The sequence below is a fragment of the Streptomyces mauvecolor genome (assembly GCF_039532965.1).
Taxonomy (GTDB): domain Bacteria; phylum Actinomycetota; class Actinomycetes; order Streptomycetales; family Streptomycetaceae; genus Streptomyces; species Streptomyces violascens.
The window spans coordinates 231,073-245,174 of sequence record NZ_BAAASQ010000016.1 but is presented as its reverse complement, the minus strand read 5'-3'; the positions used below and the strand labels follow the sequence as shown (position 1 = coordinate 245,174).

Sequence of the window (14,102 nt, the reverse complement as noted above, 5' to 3'; positions counted from 1 at the left end):
ACTGGGCGTCAGCTGCGGGCGGGCCGGGTGGTGTCGAATTCCTTCATCCGGTCGAGGACGCGGTCCGGGGTGGGGCGCACCATCTCGTCGACGAGGGATCCGTCGGAGAGGAAGACGACGCGGTCGGCGTAGCCGGCGGCGACGGGGTCGTGGGTGACCATGACGACGGTCTGGCCGAGTTCGCGTACGGAGTCGCGCAGAAAGCCGAGGACTTCGGCGCCGGCGCGGGAGTCGAGGTTGCCGGTGGGCTCGTCGCCGAAGACGATCGCGGGCCGGGAGGCCAGCGCGCGGGCCACGGCGACGCGCTGCTGCTGTCCGCCGGAGAGCTGGGCGGGCCGGTGCGCGAGGCGGTCGGAGAGCCCGACCATGCCGATGATCCGCTGGACCCAGGCCCGGTCGGGCCTGCGCCCCGCGATGTCCATGGGGAGGGTGATGTTCTCCAGGGCGGTCAGCGTGGGGAGCAGGTTGAACGCCTGGAAGATGAACCCGATCCGGTCCCGGCGGAGCTCGGTGAGCTGCCGGTCGTTGAGGGAGCCGAGCTCGGTGGTGCCGATGTGCACCGACCCGGAACTGGCCGAGTCGAGCCCCGCGGCACAGTGCATCAGGGTGGACTTGCCGCACCCGGAGGGCCCCATGATCGCCGTGAACTCGCCCTCCCGGAACCCGATGCTGACCCGGTCCAGGGCGACGACCCGGGTGTCACCACTGCCGTAGACCTTCGACAGCTCGGTGGTGGCGGCCGCGATGCCGGGGGCCGGGCGGGGCGGGAACGGGGCGAGGGGCTGCGCGGTCACGGGGACTCCACTTCGAGTGCGGGAGGGGGCACTGGAAAGGGTGTCCGGGGTACGTATCCGGGCCTGGGCGGCTGTGTATCGGCGAAGGCGCCGGTGCGCAGCAGTTCTGTAGGGCCCGGTGTTTCAGGTGCGGGGTGGCGCGGGCTCCGCGGGTCGGGGCGGTGTTTCAGGTGTGGGGTGCGCGGGCTCCGCCGTCCGGGGCGGCGTTACAGGCGCAGGGTGGCGACGGCCCCGCCGTCCGGGGCGTTGTCGAGGCGGAGCTCGGCGCCGAGGACGTGGGCCTGGCCGAGCGCGATGGTCAGGCCGAGCCCGTGCCCGGCCCCGCGCTCCTCGGCCCCGGTATGGAAGCGGCGGGGCCCGTCGCGCAGCAGGTCGGCGGGGAACCCGGGGCCGTGGTCGCGTACGACGACGGTACGGTCCGAGACGCCGACCTCGACGGGCCCGGCGCCATGCCGGTGGGCGTTGACGACGAGATTGCTGACGATCCGTTCGAGCCGACGGGGATCGGTCTCGACGGTGTGCGTGCCCTCGGCGACGCTGATCCCGGCATCGAGCCCGGTACGGGTGACGGCCTCGCGGACGACGGCGTCGAGGGGGACGTGGGCGTGGACGGGCTGCTCGGCCCCGGCGTCGAGCCGGGAGATCTCCAGGAGGTCCTCGACGAGCCCCCGGAGGTCGCGAACGCGCCCCCGTACCAGATCCACGTCCTCTCCGTCCGGCAGCAGATCGACGGCGGCGAGCAACCCGCCGACAGGGGTGCGGAGTTCATGAGCGACGTCGGCGGTGAACTGGCGCTCGGTGCGGAGCCGGCGGCCGAGGCTGTCGGCCATGAGGTCGACGGTGGCGGCGATCTCGGACACCTCGTCGTTGCCCTGGGTGGGCCCGGTCCGGGCGTCGAGGTCCCCGGCGGAGATGCGCCCCGCGGTCTCGGAGACCCGCCGAAGCCGCCGCCCGATGAGCCCGGCCCCGTACACCGCGAGGGGCACGGCGGCGGCGACCGAGGCGAGCGAGGCGACGGCCATGGTCGCATCGAGCCGGCGCAGCCCGTAGAGATCGGAGTTCATGTTGACCTCGACGGCCAGCACGGGGCTGCCCGGCCCGGCGACGCGCTGGGCACCCCAGACGGTGGGCCCGGAGTTCCCGTCGACGTGGCCGTCGTAGGCGGTGTGCCGGTCGCCGTCGGTGGGGTGGCGGAGCGAGACGGGGAGGTCGGGGGGATCGAGCAGGGCGCCGTCGGAGAGGGTGCCGGTGCGGCGGTAGGTGTCCATGGCGGAGTAGACGGAGTTGAAGGCGCGCATCTCGGCCCGTTCGCGGATGTCGTGCGCGGTCCAGAAGTGCACGAGCAGCCCGACGGCGACGGCGACGAGGCAGGCGGTGACCGCGGCCAGCGCGGCGATCTTCCAGCGGAGGGAGGTGAGGGCGAGGCGGGCCCTGCGGGGGTGGGAGGCGAGGGTGCCTTCACGGGGGCGGGAGGCGGGGCGCGGGCCGGACGCCGGGGTTGCGGGGCCGGGCCGGAAGGGGCGCACGGTGCTCAACGCCGGAACTTGTAGCCGAACCCGCGGACCGTCTCGATCCGGTCCCGCCCGAGCTTCTTGCGCAGCCGTTGCACACAGAGGTCCACGACCCGGCTGTCCCCGTCCCACCCGTACTCCCAGACGTCGCGGAGGAGGGTGTGCCGCTCCAGGACGACGCCGGGGTGAGCGGCGAACGCGAGCAGCAGCTTCAGCTCGGTGGGAGTGAGCGCGACGGGCGCACCGGAGACGAAGACCTCCAGCCCGCCGGTGTCGATGGAAAGCTCCCCGAAGGTGAGCAACTCCCTTTGTCCTCCAGGGAGTTCGGGATTGGTGGAGGTGGCCGGAGTGTAAGTGGCCCGCCGCAGAAGCGACCGAATCCGGGCGACGAGCACATACGTATCGACAGGCTTGACGACGTAGTCATCGGCCCCGGCCTCGAGCCCGGCGACGACATCGAGCCCGTCCCCCCGGGCGGACATCATGAGCACCGGCACGAGACTGCTCTCCCGCACCCGGCGGCAGAGCCCGATGCCGTCGAGCCCGGGCAGCATGACATCGAGGATCAGCAGATCGAACCCGCCCTCCCGGAAGGCCTCAAGACCGGCCAGCCCATCAGCGGCAACCGCGACCTCGTACCCGTACCGCTCCAGCGCCACGGCGAACGACCGCCGCATGAGGTCGTCGTCCTCGACCAGCAGCATGCGGACGGGGTGCGGGGCGGCCGGAGCGGGACCGGGGAGGGGTGAGGACACGGGGGCTCCTGTTCGGGGGGCACCGAGTCCCGGCACCGCGCTTTCCGGTCATAGCGGTACGCAGCGGGCGACTCGGATGGATCGAAAGGAACGATACGACAGGGGGCCGGGCGGGGGAGCGCCCCGTGGGCCCGGCGGGGTGAGCCGATGGGGAACCAAGCGGTGGGTGATACGGGGTGGATACAAACCCGGGGCCTCCGCCGCCGCACGTCATGCCGTACGGGCCGCGAGGCCTCCCGCCCCGGCACCGGACGTCCCGGCACCGCCATTGCATCGGCCGGCGCGCCATTCGAGCGCCTGGGGTTCCTCGGTGAACTCGATCAGATGCTGCCCGGCGAACCGCTGCAGCGCGTCGCGCACCTCGGCCGGGGTGACATGGAAGAACTCCTTGCGGCTGTTGACCTGGTTGACCCGCCGCGAGGCGAACTGCCGGTGGAGTTCCGTCTCCAGTCCGACCGCGTCCTTGCTGAAGATCAGCGCGTGTACGTCAAAGCGGAAGGGCACGGCCGCGCCGCTCAACTCGTATACCCGCTCCAAGGGTTCGAGCCGACGAGTCATGCCGATCTTCACCATGCGGTCGCCGAAGGACCCGATGTTCGAGATGACGTAGACATAGCCGGCGCGGACGTTCGCCGCGCGAGAGTCGACGTCCCGCAGAGCGCTGTCGATCTCGGCGAGTTTGGCCTGCATCTCCGCCACACCCGCCTCGTCCCCGCGCTCGCGCAGGCGTTCAAGGGCTGCCTGGTAGTGGCCGAGCTCCTTGTTCAGCTTCTCGCGCTGCCGGTCGAGTTCCCGCTGGACCGCCGCTTCCTCCCGTTCCCGGGCGCGCACCTCGCGCTGCGCCTCCTTCTCCTCTTCCTTCTTCTGCAGGAAGTCGGCGGTGAGTTCCAACTCCCGTACACGCGCGTTGTGATACTCGTCGGTGATACGGATGTGCATGGTGGCGCCCAGCCTGGCGATGGTCTCGCGGCTCTTGAAGAGCCGGTCCACGAGGGAGTCCAGCCGGTGCGGCCGCATCGACCGCACGGCGTAGTCGGCTTCGGCGTTGTAGGCGCGCAGCATGAGCTTGGAGAAGTCGCGGACCATCTTCTGCCCGTCGCGCTTGGAGCCGTTGACCGTCCAGTCCGTGGCCGCCTGTACGGCGCGGCCGGCCCGGGCGAGCGTTTTGATCTCGTTCTGCAGGGTGTCGAGCCGGCTCCGGTAGGCGATCGCGTCGTGCAGCGCATGCCGGTAGGCGTAGATCCCGGCCTCCTGCAGCATGGCGGTCTCGTCGGCGTTGACGATCCGGGCCTGCAGCTCGGCGAGCCGCCGTCCGGCGTCGAGGACGTCCTTGCGGTGCCGGTCGGCCTCCTTGCGGACCCGCTCGGTCGCCTTCGCCGTCCGGCGCCCGTCGTCGAGGATCTCCTTGGCCGTCTCGCGAGCCTCCTTGCGGATCTCCTCGGCCTCCTCGACGGCTTCGGCGGACGCCTTCTCACGCAGCGCGGCGGCCTCCGCCTCGACCTGCCGTACGAGGCCGGCGACCTGCGCGGCATCCAGCCCCTGTGTCCTCGCGATCCACGCCCGCAGCTCGTCGGCCTCGGACCCTCCATCCCCCCGACGCCGCCCGAACAGCCCGCCCTTCCGCGGCGACGGCACCACGGCGGGGCTCCCGGGAGTGACCGGCCCCGCGAAGCCCGCGGGAGGACCGAAGGCGGGGCCGTCGACGGCGGGGCCGGCATCGGAAACCCACAGCTGCCATCCCACGGGAGGTGGAGGCCAGGAGGGGTCGGGCCGCCAGTCCGGTGGCGGCATCCATCCCGCGGGCGGCACAGGCCAACCCGGCGGCGGATTGAAACGATAAGTACTCATTCCCCACCCCTCACCCCTGAGGTTCCCCAACACACAGGGCGCCGGATATGCCCGGCAACAAACAGACCGACATCTTCGTGCGGACCAGCCCCGCCGGGCCCCCGCATATGCCACGTTGTGACAATTCTGTGACTGTGGGTGACGCAGGCCGGGGCCCCGCGACGCCGGGTCGACCGACGACCCGACGACCCGGCGACTTGGCGGCTGGGCGATCCTGCGGCTTGGCAGCCCGGCAGCCCGGCAGCCCGGCGCTCCGGTGGCTTGGCGGCCGGGCGAAGGACCCGCGGGGTGAAGCCCTGCAGGGCCGAGGTGACCGGGATGCGGGCGGTTCGCGGCATGGGCCGAACTTCGTGGGAGGGGCGGGGGTTGCCGGGTGTGCGGTTCGGCGGGGTTGGTTGCTCGGGGACGTACCGAGCAAGCTTCTGCCGCTCGCGGCACACGGCGAACGCAAATCAGGCCCGGCACTGATTTCTCGGTACCGGGCCGAGCCGTCGCGCTGCGCGCTGTACGTGAGTAACCGCCGTTCCCCGTTGTTTCCCGCTCGATCGGGCACGGCGGGGCACGTCTGCTTCCAGCCCGGATGCCGTCACAGGTCGACTGTCGGTGCCTCTTGCTAGCTTGCTCGTCGAGACCGGTCAGAGAACCCTTGAGGTCCGCGGTTAAGGGGGGTGGGCATAAAGGTCCCCGGGCTTCGCCTCGGGACTGTGAGCCTAAGGCCGTGGCATCCACCCCCCTCCTCAAGCCTCGCCACAACCTCCACCCACTACTTACCCAGCTCCCATCCCGTTCGCCGTCGACCCACACGTCGGTGGAGCGGGCGTGGTTGATGGCGTCCAGGCGGAGGGCGCCACTGCACGAACGACCGGGGCGCCACAGGCCGCGTTTGCTCGGCTCTGCCTGAGGCGATGGCGGACGGGATGGGAGCCCACCACGCTCGCCACATTCGGCGGCACTCGGCAACGGCGCCCCCTCCATCCCGGAGTCGGCCGATCCCCCGCCGGAGGCATTGTTCTGACCGGCAGTTTGCCGACGGGGCTCTCTACTTAGGGCCGTAACTTGCTTGCGGCCCCAGGGACCGGTTCCTGCGCCGAAGTCAAGGACGCGGTGACCGACTGGCTTGCGTGCGGGCTCAACGGCCGGGACGCAGCGAGGTCAAGACGAACACGATCCTCTGCGACACCCACGTAATCCCGGCTCTGGGGGCTCGGAAGCTCCGCGACCTCAGCGCTTATGACGTGGACAAGTGGCTCGCGGCCAAGTCCAAGGTGCTCAGCACCCGTTCGCTGGAAGCTGTCCGTTCCTGCCTGAACCGTGCGGTCAAGCGGGCCAAGGCGCGGGACGAGGTGAAGCGCGTCCGGCGCGAGTTCCGTAAGGTCCTCGCCGGGGCTGCGCAGATACCCGGTATCGAGATCGATCCCCACGAGTGGACGACTCGGGAGACGCGAACGTCCTTCGACTCGATCTTGTCCGACCGAGGTATCCCACTCGAAGAGATCTCGCGGTTGCTCGGCCACTCCAGTACGGCTGTCACGGAGGAGGTCTAACGGAAGCAGATCCGTCCGGTGATCCAGACCGGGGCCATAGCGATGGATGGCATTTTCGGGACGCCGCCGCCTCCGAAACGGTAGTCACGCAGTTAGACACGCAGCAACAGAAAGAGGCCCTCTCCCGGAAGGGAAAGGGCCTCTGACCTTGTGCTTAGCTGTCGGGGTGGCGGGATTTGAACCCACGACCTCTTCGTCCCGAACGAAGCGCGCTGCCAAGCTGCGCTACACCCCGATTGTCTCCGCTTGTCGCGGCGACGTCGTTTACTTTAGCCCACTGGCGGCCGGAGACGAAATCCGGTTTTCGGGGCGCTGTGGGCAGGGGTGGCCCGCCTGTGCACGTCCGTACCGCCTACCAACCGACGGCGAGCCCCAGCAGCACGTTCGCCTTGATCGTGACGTGGCTCAGGGTGGGGCCCGGAGGCCGCCTGCACGAGCCGGCGGCCTACCACGGAGGCGCCCGGGGGAGGGCTGAGCCGTCACCGGACAACACCCGCGGTCGGCCCCTCGGCCTGCCCCGAGGCGCCCCGGCGGCTGAGCGCCGCCGTCCGGTCCCAGCGCCCCTACCCCCGCCGCCCCACCAGCGTCAGCAGCGTCGCCTCCGGGGGGCAGGCGAAGCGGATCGGGGTGTAGCGGTTTGTGCCGCAGCCCGCTGAGACGTGGAGGTAGGCGCGGTTGCCCTCCGTAGAGTGGGTGGACAGGCCCTTTACCCGGTCCGTGTCCAGGTCGCAGTTCGTGACCAGTGCGCCATAGAAGGGGATGCACAGCTGGCCGCCGTGGGTGTGGCCGGCCAGAATCAGGGGATAGCCGTCCCCGGTGAAGGCTTCCAGGGAGCGCAGGTAGGGGGCGTGGACCACCGCGATCGACAGGTCGGCGTCCCGTTCCGGGCCACCGGCCACGCTGTCGTACCGGTCGCGCTTGATGTGCGGGTCGTCCAGGCCCGTGAAGGCCAGCTCCATGCCGTCGAGCTTGAGGCGGCCCCGGGTATTGGTCAGGTTCACCCAGCCCGCCATGTCGAACGCGTCCCGCAGCTCTTCCCACGGGTTGTGGACCACGCCGACGGCCGGCGCGTTGCCGTTGAGGCCGTGCCGGCCCTGGGCCTTCTCCAGCAGGTACCGGGCGGGGTTGCGCAGCTTCGGGCCGTAGTAGTCGTTCGAGCCGAAGACGTACACCCCGGGGAACTCCATCAGCGGCCCCAGCGCGTCCAGCACCTCGGGGACGCCCTCCGGGTCGGAGAGGTTGTCGCCCGTGTTCACCACGAAATCGGGGCGCAGGCCCGCCAGCGACTGCAGCCACGCCCGCTTCTTGCGCTGGCCGCTCACCATGTGGATGTCCGAGACCTGGAGCACGCGCAACGGCCTCACCCCCGGCGGCAGCACCGGCACGGTGACCCGCCTCAGCCGGAAGGATCTGGCCTCGAAGCCGGCCGCATAGGCGAGACCGGCGGCTCCGACCGCCGTGATACCCAAGGGAATTCCGTATCGCGCGCGCATACGCCCATCGTCGCAGACACCGCCGACAACGGCGTACCGGGCGGAAATCGGCGGGCGGGTACCGCTGTGCACCTGACACACTGGGCACATGACCACGCTCAAGGCCCGACTCAAGGACGACCTCACCACCGCCATGAAGGCGCGCGACGAGCTGCGCTCGTCCACGCTCCGGCTGACCCTCACCGCCGTCGCCAAGGAAGAGGTCGCCGGCAAGACCGCGCGCGAGCTCTCCGACGACGAGGTGCTCAAGGTGATCGCCAAGGAGGCGAAGAAGCGCCGCGAGGCCGCCGAGGCCTTCGAGCAGGGCGGCCGTGCCGAGTCCGCGGCGCGCGAGCTGGCCGAGGGCGAGATCCTCGACGCGTACCTGCCCAAGCAGCTCTCCGACGACGAGCTCACGGAGATCGTCGCGAGCGCCGTCGAGGAGGCCAGGGCCGCCGGCGCCGAGGGGCCGCGCGCGATGGGCGCCGTCATGAAGATCGTGAACCCGAAGGTGGCCGGGCTCGCCGACGGCGGCCGCGTCGCCGCCGCCGTCAAGAAGCTCCTCGCGGGCTGACCCACCCCGCACCTGCGAAAGGGGCGCCCCGGATTCGCTGTGAATCCGGGGCGCCCCTTTCGCGTGCGTACGACGCTGCTACTGCCACCTGCGTATGAGCACCGCTACTGCGGCCACCCTCCCGTGTCCCCGCCGATGACGCCCGGCGGGATCGAGATGCCGGGGAAGGGCTGGTTGGGGTCGGGGTTCGGGTTCGGATTCGGGGGCTTGTTCTCGCCGCCCGGCTTCGGCTTGTGCCTGCCCTTGTTCTTGCTCTTGTCGGGGGTGGTGGCCGGCGCGCCGGTCGCCGGGTTGCCGGCCGGCTTCTGGCTGGTGCCGGGGATGTTGACGTTGGCGAAGGGCGCCGACGTCTGGCCCTCCAGCGCGCCGGTCATCGCGTCGCGCCAGATGGGGCCGGGGACCTGGCCGCCGTACACCTGCTCGTACGTCTGGCCGCCGATGGTGATGTTGTTCATCTCGACGCGCTGGGACGGGCTGCCGACCCAGACCGCGGCGGACAGGTTCGACGTGTACCCGACGAACCAGGCGTTCTTGCGGGCGTCGGTGGTACCCGTCTTGCCCGCGTTGTCCCGGTCCTTGAGCCCGGCCTCCTGACCCGTACCGGAGTCGACCACGCCGCGCAGCAGGCTGTTGATGCTGTCCGCGGTGTTCTGCGACATCGCCTGCGAGCAGGAGCTCTTCGGCACCGGCACCGACGAGCCGTCCGCCTTCTTGATCGACTCGATGGCGATCGGCGTGCAGTACGTGCCCCGGTTGGCGAAGGTCGCGTACGCCGAGGCCATGGTCAGCGGCGAGATGCCGGTCGAGCCGAGCGTCAGTGCCGAGGGCACCATGGGCAGCTTCTCGCCGTTGCCCTGGAGCACGTGCAGCTTGTCGGTCATCTGCGAGACCGGGCACATGCCGATGTCGCCGAGCATCTGCACGAAGTACGTGTTGACCGACTTGGCCATCGCGTCCCTCAGCGAGAACGGGCCGATCTCGGACTCGTTCTCGTTCTCCAGGTGGTACGGGTTGGGCTTGCCGTCGTTGACCCACGGCTTGCCGGTGCACGTCTGGACGGACGCCGGATAGTCCATCTCATACGGGGCCGAGTACTGCTGGGTCGGTGGCTTGCCGCCCTCGATCGCGGCCGCGGCCAGGAACGGCTTGAAGGTCGAACCGACCGGGAAGCCGTAATTCGAGCCGCCCATCTGCCGGTTGACCGAGAAGTTGATCTGCGTCTCGTTGTCACCGAAGCCGTACGGCTTGGACTGGCCCATCGCGAGGATCTTGCCGGTGCCGGGCTGGACAAGGGAGACCGCGGTCGCGACGGTGTCCTTCTGGTAGACGTGGTTCTTGATCGACTCCTGCGTCGACTTCTGCGCCTGCGGGTCGAGCGTGGTCTGAACGGTGAGCCCGCCCTGGTTCCAGAGCTTGGCCCGCTCTTCCTTCGTCTTGCCGAAGACCGGGTCGGACAGGAACACCTCGCGCACGTAGTCGCAGAAGAAGCCCGCGCCCTCGACGGCGGTGATGCAGCCGTTCTTCGGCCTGCTCACGCTCAGCTTGATGGGCTCCTGCATGGCCTTGTCGGCCTCGGCCTGCGAGATGTCCTTCATGTCGGCCATCCGCTGGAGCACCGTGTTGCGGCGCTTCTTGGATTCCTGCGCGTCGTTGACGGGGTCGTACCGGCTGGGCGACTGCACGATTCCGGCGAGCATCGCCGATTCGTCCAGGGTCAGGTCCTTGGCCGACTTGGAGAAGTAGCGCTTGGCGGCGGCCTCGATGCCGTACGCCTGCTGCCCGAAGAACGTGATGTTGAGGTAGTTCTCCAGGATCTTCTTCTTGCCGAGCTCCTCCTCGACCTGGATCGCGTACTTGAGCTCCTTGACCTTGCGGCCGATCGTCTGCTGGGTGGCCTCGGCGACCTTGTCGGGGTCGTCCCCGGCCTCCTCGACGAAGACGTTCTTCACGTACTGCTGCGTGAGGGTGGACGCGCCCTGGGCGACACCGCCGCTGGTCGCGTTCTTGTTCATCGCGCGCAGGACGCCCTTGAGGTCGATCGCGCCGTGCTCGTAGAAGCGCGAGTCCTCGATCGCGACGATCGCCTTCTGCATGTACGGGGAGATGTCGGCGAGCGGCACCACGGTGCGGTCGCGCGAGTAGACCTGGGCGATCGTGCTGCCCTTGTTGTCGAGGATCGTGGTGCGCTGGCTCAGCGGCGGGGTCTTCAGATTGGCCGGGATCTCGTCGAACCCTTCGACCGTGCCCTTGGCCGCGAGCCCCAGCGCGCCGGCCGCCGGCAGGGCGATCCCCGCGAGCACGGCCCCCGCCAACACACTCACGCCGAGGAACTTGGCGGCCTGCTGGGTCCCGGTCAGGCCTCCGCCCGATCGCTTCTTTGCCATGGGGGCAGCCTACGTTCTCAATCGCCGGACACAGGTGAAGGCTCTGGCCTAAGCTGCTCTCAACTGTCACAGCAGTGCGGTTCCGTATCAAGTCCTCGGCCGTGCGTGGAAGTGTTCCGCCGTCCCCGAATCCGGCAGGAATCAACCCGGTTGGTGTCCGATTGCGCCTCATGCGTCATCGGGCGTCCGTTGTGGCTCAGCCGATACGTCCGCTTATTTCGGATTCATCGCTCATGTCCTCAGCTCACTCCGTTGGGTGATCTGCCGCGTACGCATAGTCCGTTCGGGCCATTCAAGATTGGGCCCGACGGGGGTGTTGCGCTGTGCCCACCTTCCGTAACGTCCTCAACTGGCAGCGGTGAATATGCCGCTGCCGCCGTGGGGGAGCCTCGATTCGGGAGAGGACGGCGCCGGCATGGGCTGGGTAACCGACTGGAGTGCGCAGGCAGCCTGCCGCACTACCGATCCGGACGAACTGTTTGTTCAGGGTGCAGCGCAGAACAGGGCCAAGGCGGTGTGCACCGGTTGTCCGGTGCGGACCGAGTGCCTGGCCGATGCGCTCGACAATCGCGTCGAGTTCGGCGTGTGGGGCGGAATGACGGAACGGGAGCGGCGCGCACTTCTGCGCAGGCGCCCCACCGTCACCTCTTGGCACCGCCTCCTCGAAACCGCGCGCACCGAGTACGAGCGCAGCACGGGAATCCTGCCCGTGTGCGCGGAGGAGGAGTCGGCGTACGACTACCGGCATTCCTTCGGAGACGAGGCGTACGCCGCAGCGGGCTGACGAGGTCGGAGGATCAGGCAGCTCCGGCCGGGGGACCACCGGCCGCGAGCCGGTCTCCGATGGTCCGCAGCCCCGCCAGGTCGTGCACATCGCCGGGCAGGGCAGCTACTTCGGCGACCGGGACCTCGGGGTGGAGTGCGGTGAAACGGTCGCGCGTCCGCTGTTCACGCGCGAGCACCTGCATCCGCTCGGCATGCAGCCGCAGCAGCCCGGCGGTCAGCCGCTCTACGGATTCTTGATTCGGGTCTTTTCGATCCGGGCCCACCTGATCCGGGTCCATCCGATCCGGGCCTACCTGATCCGGATCTATGCCTGCGCGTGCGCCGGCTGCCTCAGCGTCGGAGGCACGAGCGTGGGAAGCATCCGCGTTGGAAATGTGAACGTGGGAAGCAACAGCGTGGGGAGAGGCATCGCTGGAGCCACGATCTCCAGCCTTCCCGGCCTCCTGATCGACAATGCGACGGTCGTCAAGATTTTCTGCAGGGTTTTCCGCAGCGGGATCTGTTGGGTCCGGCAGTTCTTCGAGGCTCTCCGCCGCTGCGAGGGCGCGCTCGGCCGAGAGGCGGGATGCCGCACTCCCATGTACGCGGTTGAGTACGAGCCCGGCCAGCGGCATGTCGTCGGCGGCGAGGCGCTCCACGAAGTACGCGGCTTCGCGCAGCGCGTCCCGCTCGGGCGCGGCGACGACGAGGAACGCGGTGCCCGGCGCCTGCAACAGCCGATAGGTGGCATCCGCCCTGGTCCGGAACCCGCCGAACATCGTGTCCATGGCCGCCACGAAGGTCTGCACGTCGTGCAGGAAAGGCCCGCCGAGCAGCTTCCCCAGGGTGCCGGTCATCATCGACATGCCGACATTGAGGAACTTCATCCCGGCCCGGCCACCCATCTTCGCGGGCGCCATGAGCAGCTTGATGAACTTGCCGTCGAGGAACGACCCGAGGCGTTTCGGCGCATCCAGGAAGTCGAGCGCGGAGCGCGACGGCGGGGTGTCGACCACGATCAGGTCCCACTCGTCCCTGGCCCGCAGCTGCCCCAGCTTCTCCATCGCCATGTACTCCTGCGTACCCGCGAAGCCGGCCGACAGGGACTGGTAGAAGGGGTTCGAGAGGATCGCCCTGGCCCGGTCCGGATCCGCGTGCGCCTCGACGATCTCGTCGAAGGTCCGCTTCATGTCGAGCATCATGGCGTGCAGTTCGCCGTCGCCCTCCACGCCCTTGACCCGGCGCGGGGTGTTGTCCAGCGAGTCGATGCCCATGGACTGGGCGAGCCTGCGGGCCGGGTCGATGGTGAGCACCACGACCTTCCGGCCGCGCTCGGCGGCCCGAACTCCCAGTGCGGCAGCGGTAGTTGTCTTGCCCACCCCGCCCGAGCCGCAGCACACGATGATGCGGGTGCCCGGATCGTCCAGCAGCGGATCGATCGCCAGCGGCTCGGCCGCGTCCAAAGTCACTCACCCACCCCGAGCTTGCGCAGTTCCGTAGCCAGGCGGTAGAGCCCGGCCAGATCCATTCCCTCGCCGATCATCGGCAGTTCGTACGTCGGCAGCCCCAGCTGGCCGAGCGCCGCCCGCTGTTCACGCTCCAGCTCCACTCGCTCGGCGTGCTCGGCGGCCTGCTCCAGGAGCGGCGTCACCAGCTTTGCCGAACCGGTGACCCCGGCCCGCGTCAGCGTCTTGGCGACCTCCTTGCGCCGGTCGCCGGTGACCCCGCGCACCGCCGCCTCGTCCAGGACGTGCGGCCGGACCATGTTCACGATGACCTTGCCCGTCGGCAGCTCGGCGCCCCGCAGCTCGGCGATCCCGTCGACCGTCTCCTGCACGGGCATCTCCTCCAGCAGGGTCACCAAGTGCACTGCCGTTTCAGGTGACTTGAGGACCCGCATGACGGCCTGCGCCTGATTGTGTATCGGGCCGATCTTCGCCAGCCCGGCCACCTCGTCGTTCACGTTCAGGAAGCGCGTGATGCGCCCCGTCGGCGGCGCGTCCATCACGACGTAGTCGTACGCGTACCCCCCCTGCTTGTTCTTCCGCCGCACCGCCTCACAGGCCTTGCCGGTCAGGAGTACGTCACGTACCCCCGGCGCTATGGTCGTCGCGAAGTCGATCGCGCCGAGCTTCTTCAGTGCCCGCCCCGCGCCGCCCAGCTTGTAGAACATCTGGAGGTAGTCGAGGAGTGCCCGTTCCGCGTCGATGGCCAGCGCGTACACCTCGCCGCCACCGGGCGCGACGGCGATCTTGCGCTCCTCGTACGGAAAGGCTTCCGTCTCGAAGAGCTGCGCGATGCCCTGTCTGCCCTCGACCTCGACGAGGAGCGTGCGCCTGCCCTCCTTCGCGAGGGCGAGCGCGAGTGCTGCGGCGACCGTGGTCTTGCCGGTACCGCCCTTGCCGCTGACGACCTGGAGCCTGCTCACATCTTCGAGCCTAACCAGTCCGCCCGC

The 14,102-nt window shown here is 69.6% G+C and carries 10 protein-coding genes, 1 tRNA gene and 1 pseudogene; 3 read left to right on the top strand and 9 right to left on the bottom strand.

Annotation, left to right across the window (positions count from 1 at the left end):
- Positions 1-8: 8 nt before the first annotated feature.
- From ABD346_RS22390 to ABD346_RS22375, 4 genes are all read right to left on the bottom strand, one after another.
- Positions 9-794 carry an ABC transporter ATP-binding protein gene (locus ABD346_RS22390; protein ID WP_344377075.1) on the bottom strand — a complete coding sequence of 262 codons (786 nt, stop codon included), beginning with the start codon at positions 792-794 and terminating at the stop codon, positions 9-11.
- A gap of 206 nt (positions 795-1,000) precedes the next feature.
- Positions 1,001-2,191: a sensor histidine kinase gene (locus ABD346_RS22385; RefSeq protein WP_344377182.1), complete on the bottom strand. Its 1,191-nt coding sequence runs from the start codon at positions 2,189-2,191 to the stop codon at positions 1,001-1,003.
- Between the two features lie 134 nt (positions 2,192-2,325).
- Positions 2,326-3,009 (bottom strand): two-component system response regulator CseB, encoded by a 684-nt coding sequence (cseB, locus tag ABD346_RS22380; protein WP_344377180.1) that lies wholly within the window; start codon positions 3,007-3,009, stop codon positions 2,326-2,328.
- Positions 3,010-3,270: 261 nt separating this feature from the next.
- Positions 3,271-4,695 carry an SNIPE associated domain-containing protein gene (locus tag ABD346_RS22375; protein WP_344377074.1) on the bottom strand — a complete coding sequence of 475 codons (1,425 nt, stop codon included), beginning with the start codon at positions 4,693-4,695 and terminating at the stop codon, positions 3,271-3,273.
- 1,269 nt (positions 4,696-5,964) lie between these two features.
- Between ABD346_RS22375 and ABD346_RS22370 the strand changes: the two are divergent.
- A pseudogene (locus ABD346_RS22370) lies at positions 5,965-6,536 on the top strand (site-specific integrase).
- A 77-nt stretch (positions 6,537-6,613) separates the two neighbouring features.
- Here ABD346_RS22370 and ABD346_RS22365 read toward each other — a convergent pair.
- Together ABD346_RS22365 and ABD346_RS22360 are read right to left on the bottom strand one after the other, a co-directional pair.
- A tRNA-Pro gene (locus ABD346_RS22365) sits at positions 6,614-6,687 on the bottom strand.
- 328 nt (positions 6,688-7,015) lie between these two features.
- The gene (locus ABD346_RS22360; protein WP_344377073.1) at positions 7,016-7,945 is read right to left on the bottom strand and encodes a metallophosphoesterase; all 930 of its coding nucleotides are present in this window, start codon (positions 7,943-7,945) and stop codon (positions 7,016-7,018) included.
- A gap of 88 nt (positions 7,946-8,033) precedes the next feature.
- Between ABD346_RS22360 and ABD346_RS22355 the strand changes: the two genes are divergently transcribed.
- The gene (locus ABD346_RS22355; RefSeq protein ID WP_189961776.1) at positions 8,034-8,498 is read left to right on the top strand and encodes a GatB/YqeY domain-containing protein; all 465 of its coding nucleotides are present in this window, start codon (positions 8,034-8,036) and stop codon (positions 8,496-8,498) included.
- Between the two features lie 104 nt (positions 8,499-8,602).
- Here ABD346_RS22355 and ABD346_RS22350 read toward each other — a convergent pair whose 3' ends face one another.
- Entirely contained in the window at positions 8,603-10,882 is a 2,280-nt protein-coding gene (locus tag ABD346_RS22350; RefSeq protein WP_344377072.1) for a transglycosylase domain-containing protein, read from the bottom strand.
- 415 nt (positions 10,883-11,297) lie between these two features.
- Between ABD346_RS22350 and ABD346_RS22345 the strand changes: the two genes are divergently transcribed.
- On the top strand, positions 11,298-11,666 hold the full coding sequence (locus ABD346_RS22345; RefSeq protein ID WP_189961774.1) for a WhiB family transcriptional regulator: 369 nt from the start codon (positions 11,298-11,300) through the stop codon (positions 11,664-11,666).
- Between the two features lie 13 nt (positions 11,667-11,679).
- Here the strand turns inward: ABD346_RS22345 and bagB are convergent, their stop codons facing one another.
- Complete coding sequence (bagB, locus tag ABD346_RS22340; protein WP_344377071.1) at positions 11,680-13,116, bottom strand: ATPase BagB; 1,437 nt, start codon at positions 13,114-13,116, stop codon at positions 11,680-11,682.
- Positions 13,113-14,075 carry an ATPase BagA gene (bagA, locus tag ABD346_RS22335; protein WP_344377070.1) on the bottom strand — a complete coding sequence of 321 codons (963 nt, stop codon included), beginning with the start codon at positions 14,073-14,075 and terminating at the stop codon, positions 13,113-13,115. Before bagA ends, bagB begins: the two co-directional genes overlap by 4 nt.
- Positions 14,076-14,102 lie beyond the last annotated feature (27 nt).

What these genes read in the sequence shown, in the direction of transcription:
- cseB (WP_344377180.1), bottom strand. Translation starts at nt 3,009, where the DNA reads ATGCTGCTGGTCGAGGACGACGACCTCATGCGGCGGTCGTTCGCCGTG.
- ABD346_RS22360 (WP_344377073.1), bottom strand. Translation starts at nt 7,945, where the DNA reads ATGCGCGCGCGATACGGAATTCCCTTGGGTATCACGGCGGTCGGAGCC.
- ABD346_RS22355 (WP_189961776.1), top strand. Translation starts at nt 8,034, where the DNA reads ATGACCACGCTCAAGGCCCGACTCAAGGACGACCTCACCACCGCCATG.
- ABD346_RS22350 (WP_344377072.1), bottom strand. Translation starts at nt 10,882, where the DNA reads ATGGCAAAGAAGCGATCGGGCGGAGGCCTGACCGGGACCCAGCAGGCC.
- ABD346_RS22345 (WP_189961774.1), top strand. Translation starts at nt 11,298, where the DNA reads ATGGGCTGGGTAACCGACTGGAGTGCGCAGGCAGCCTGCCGCACTACC.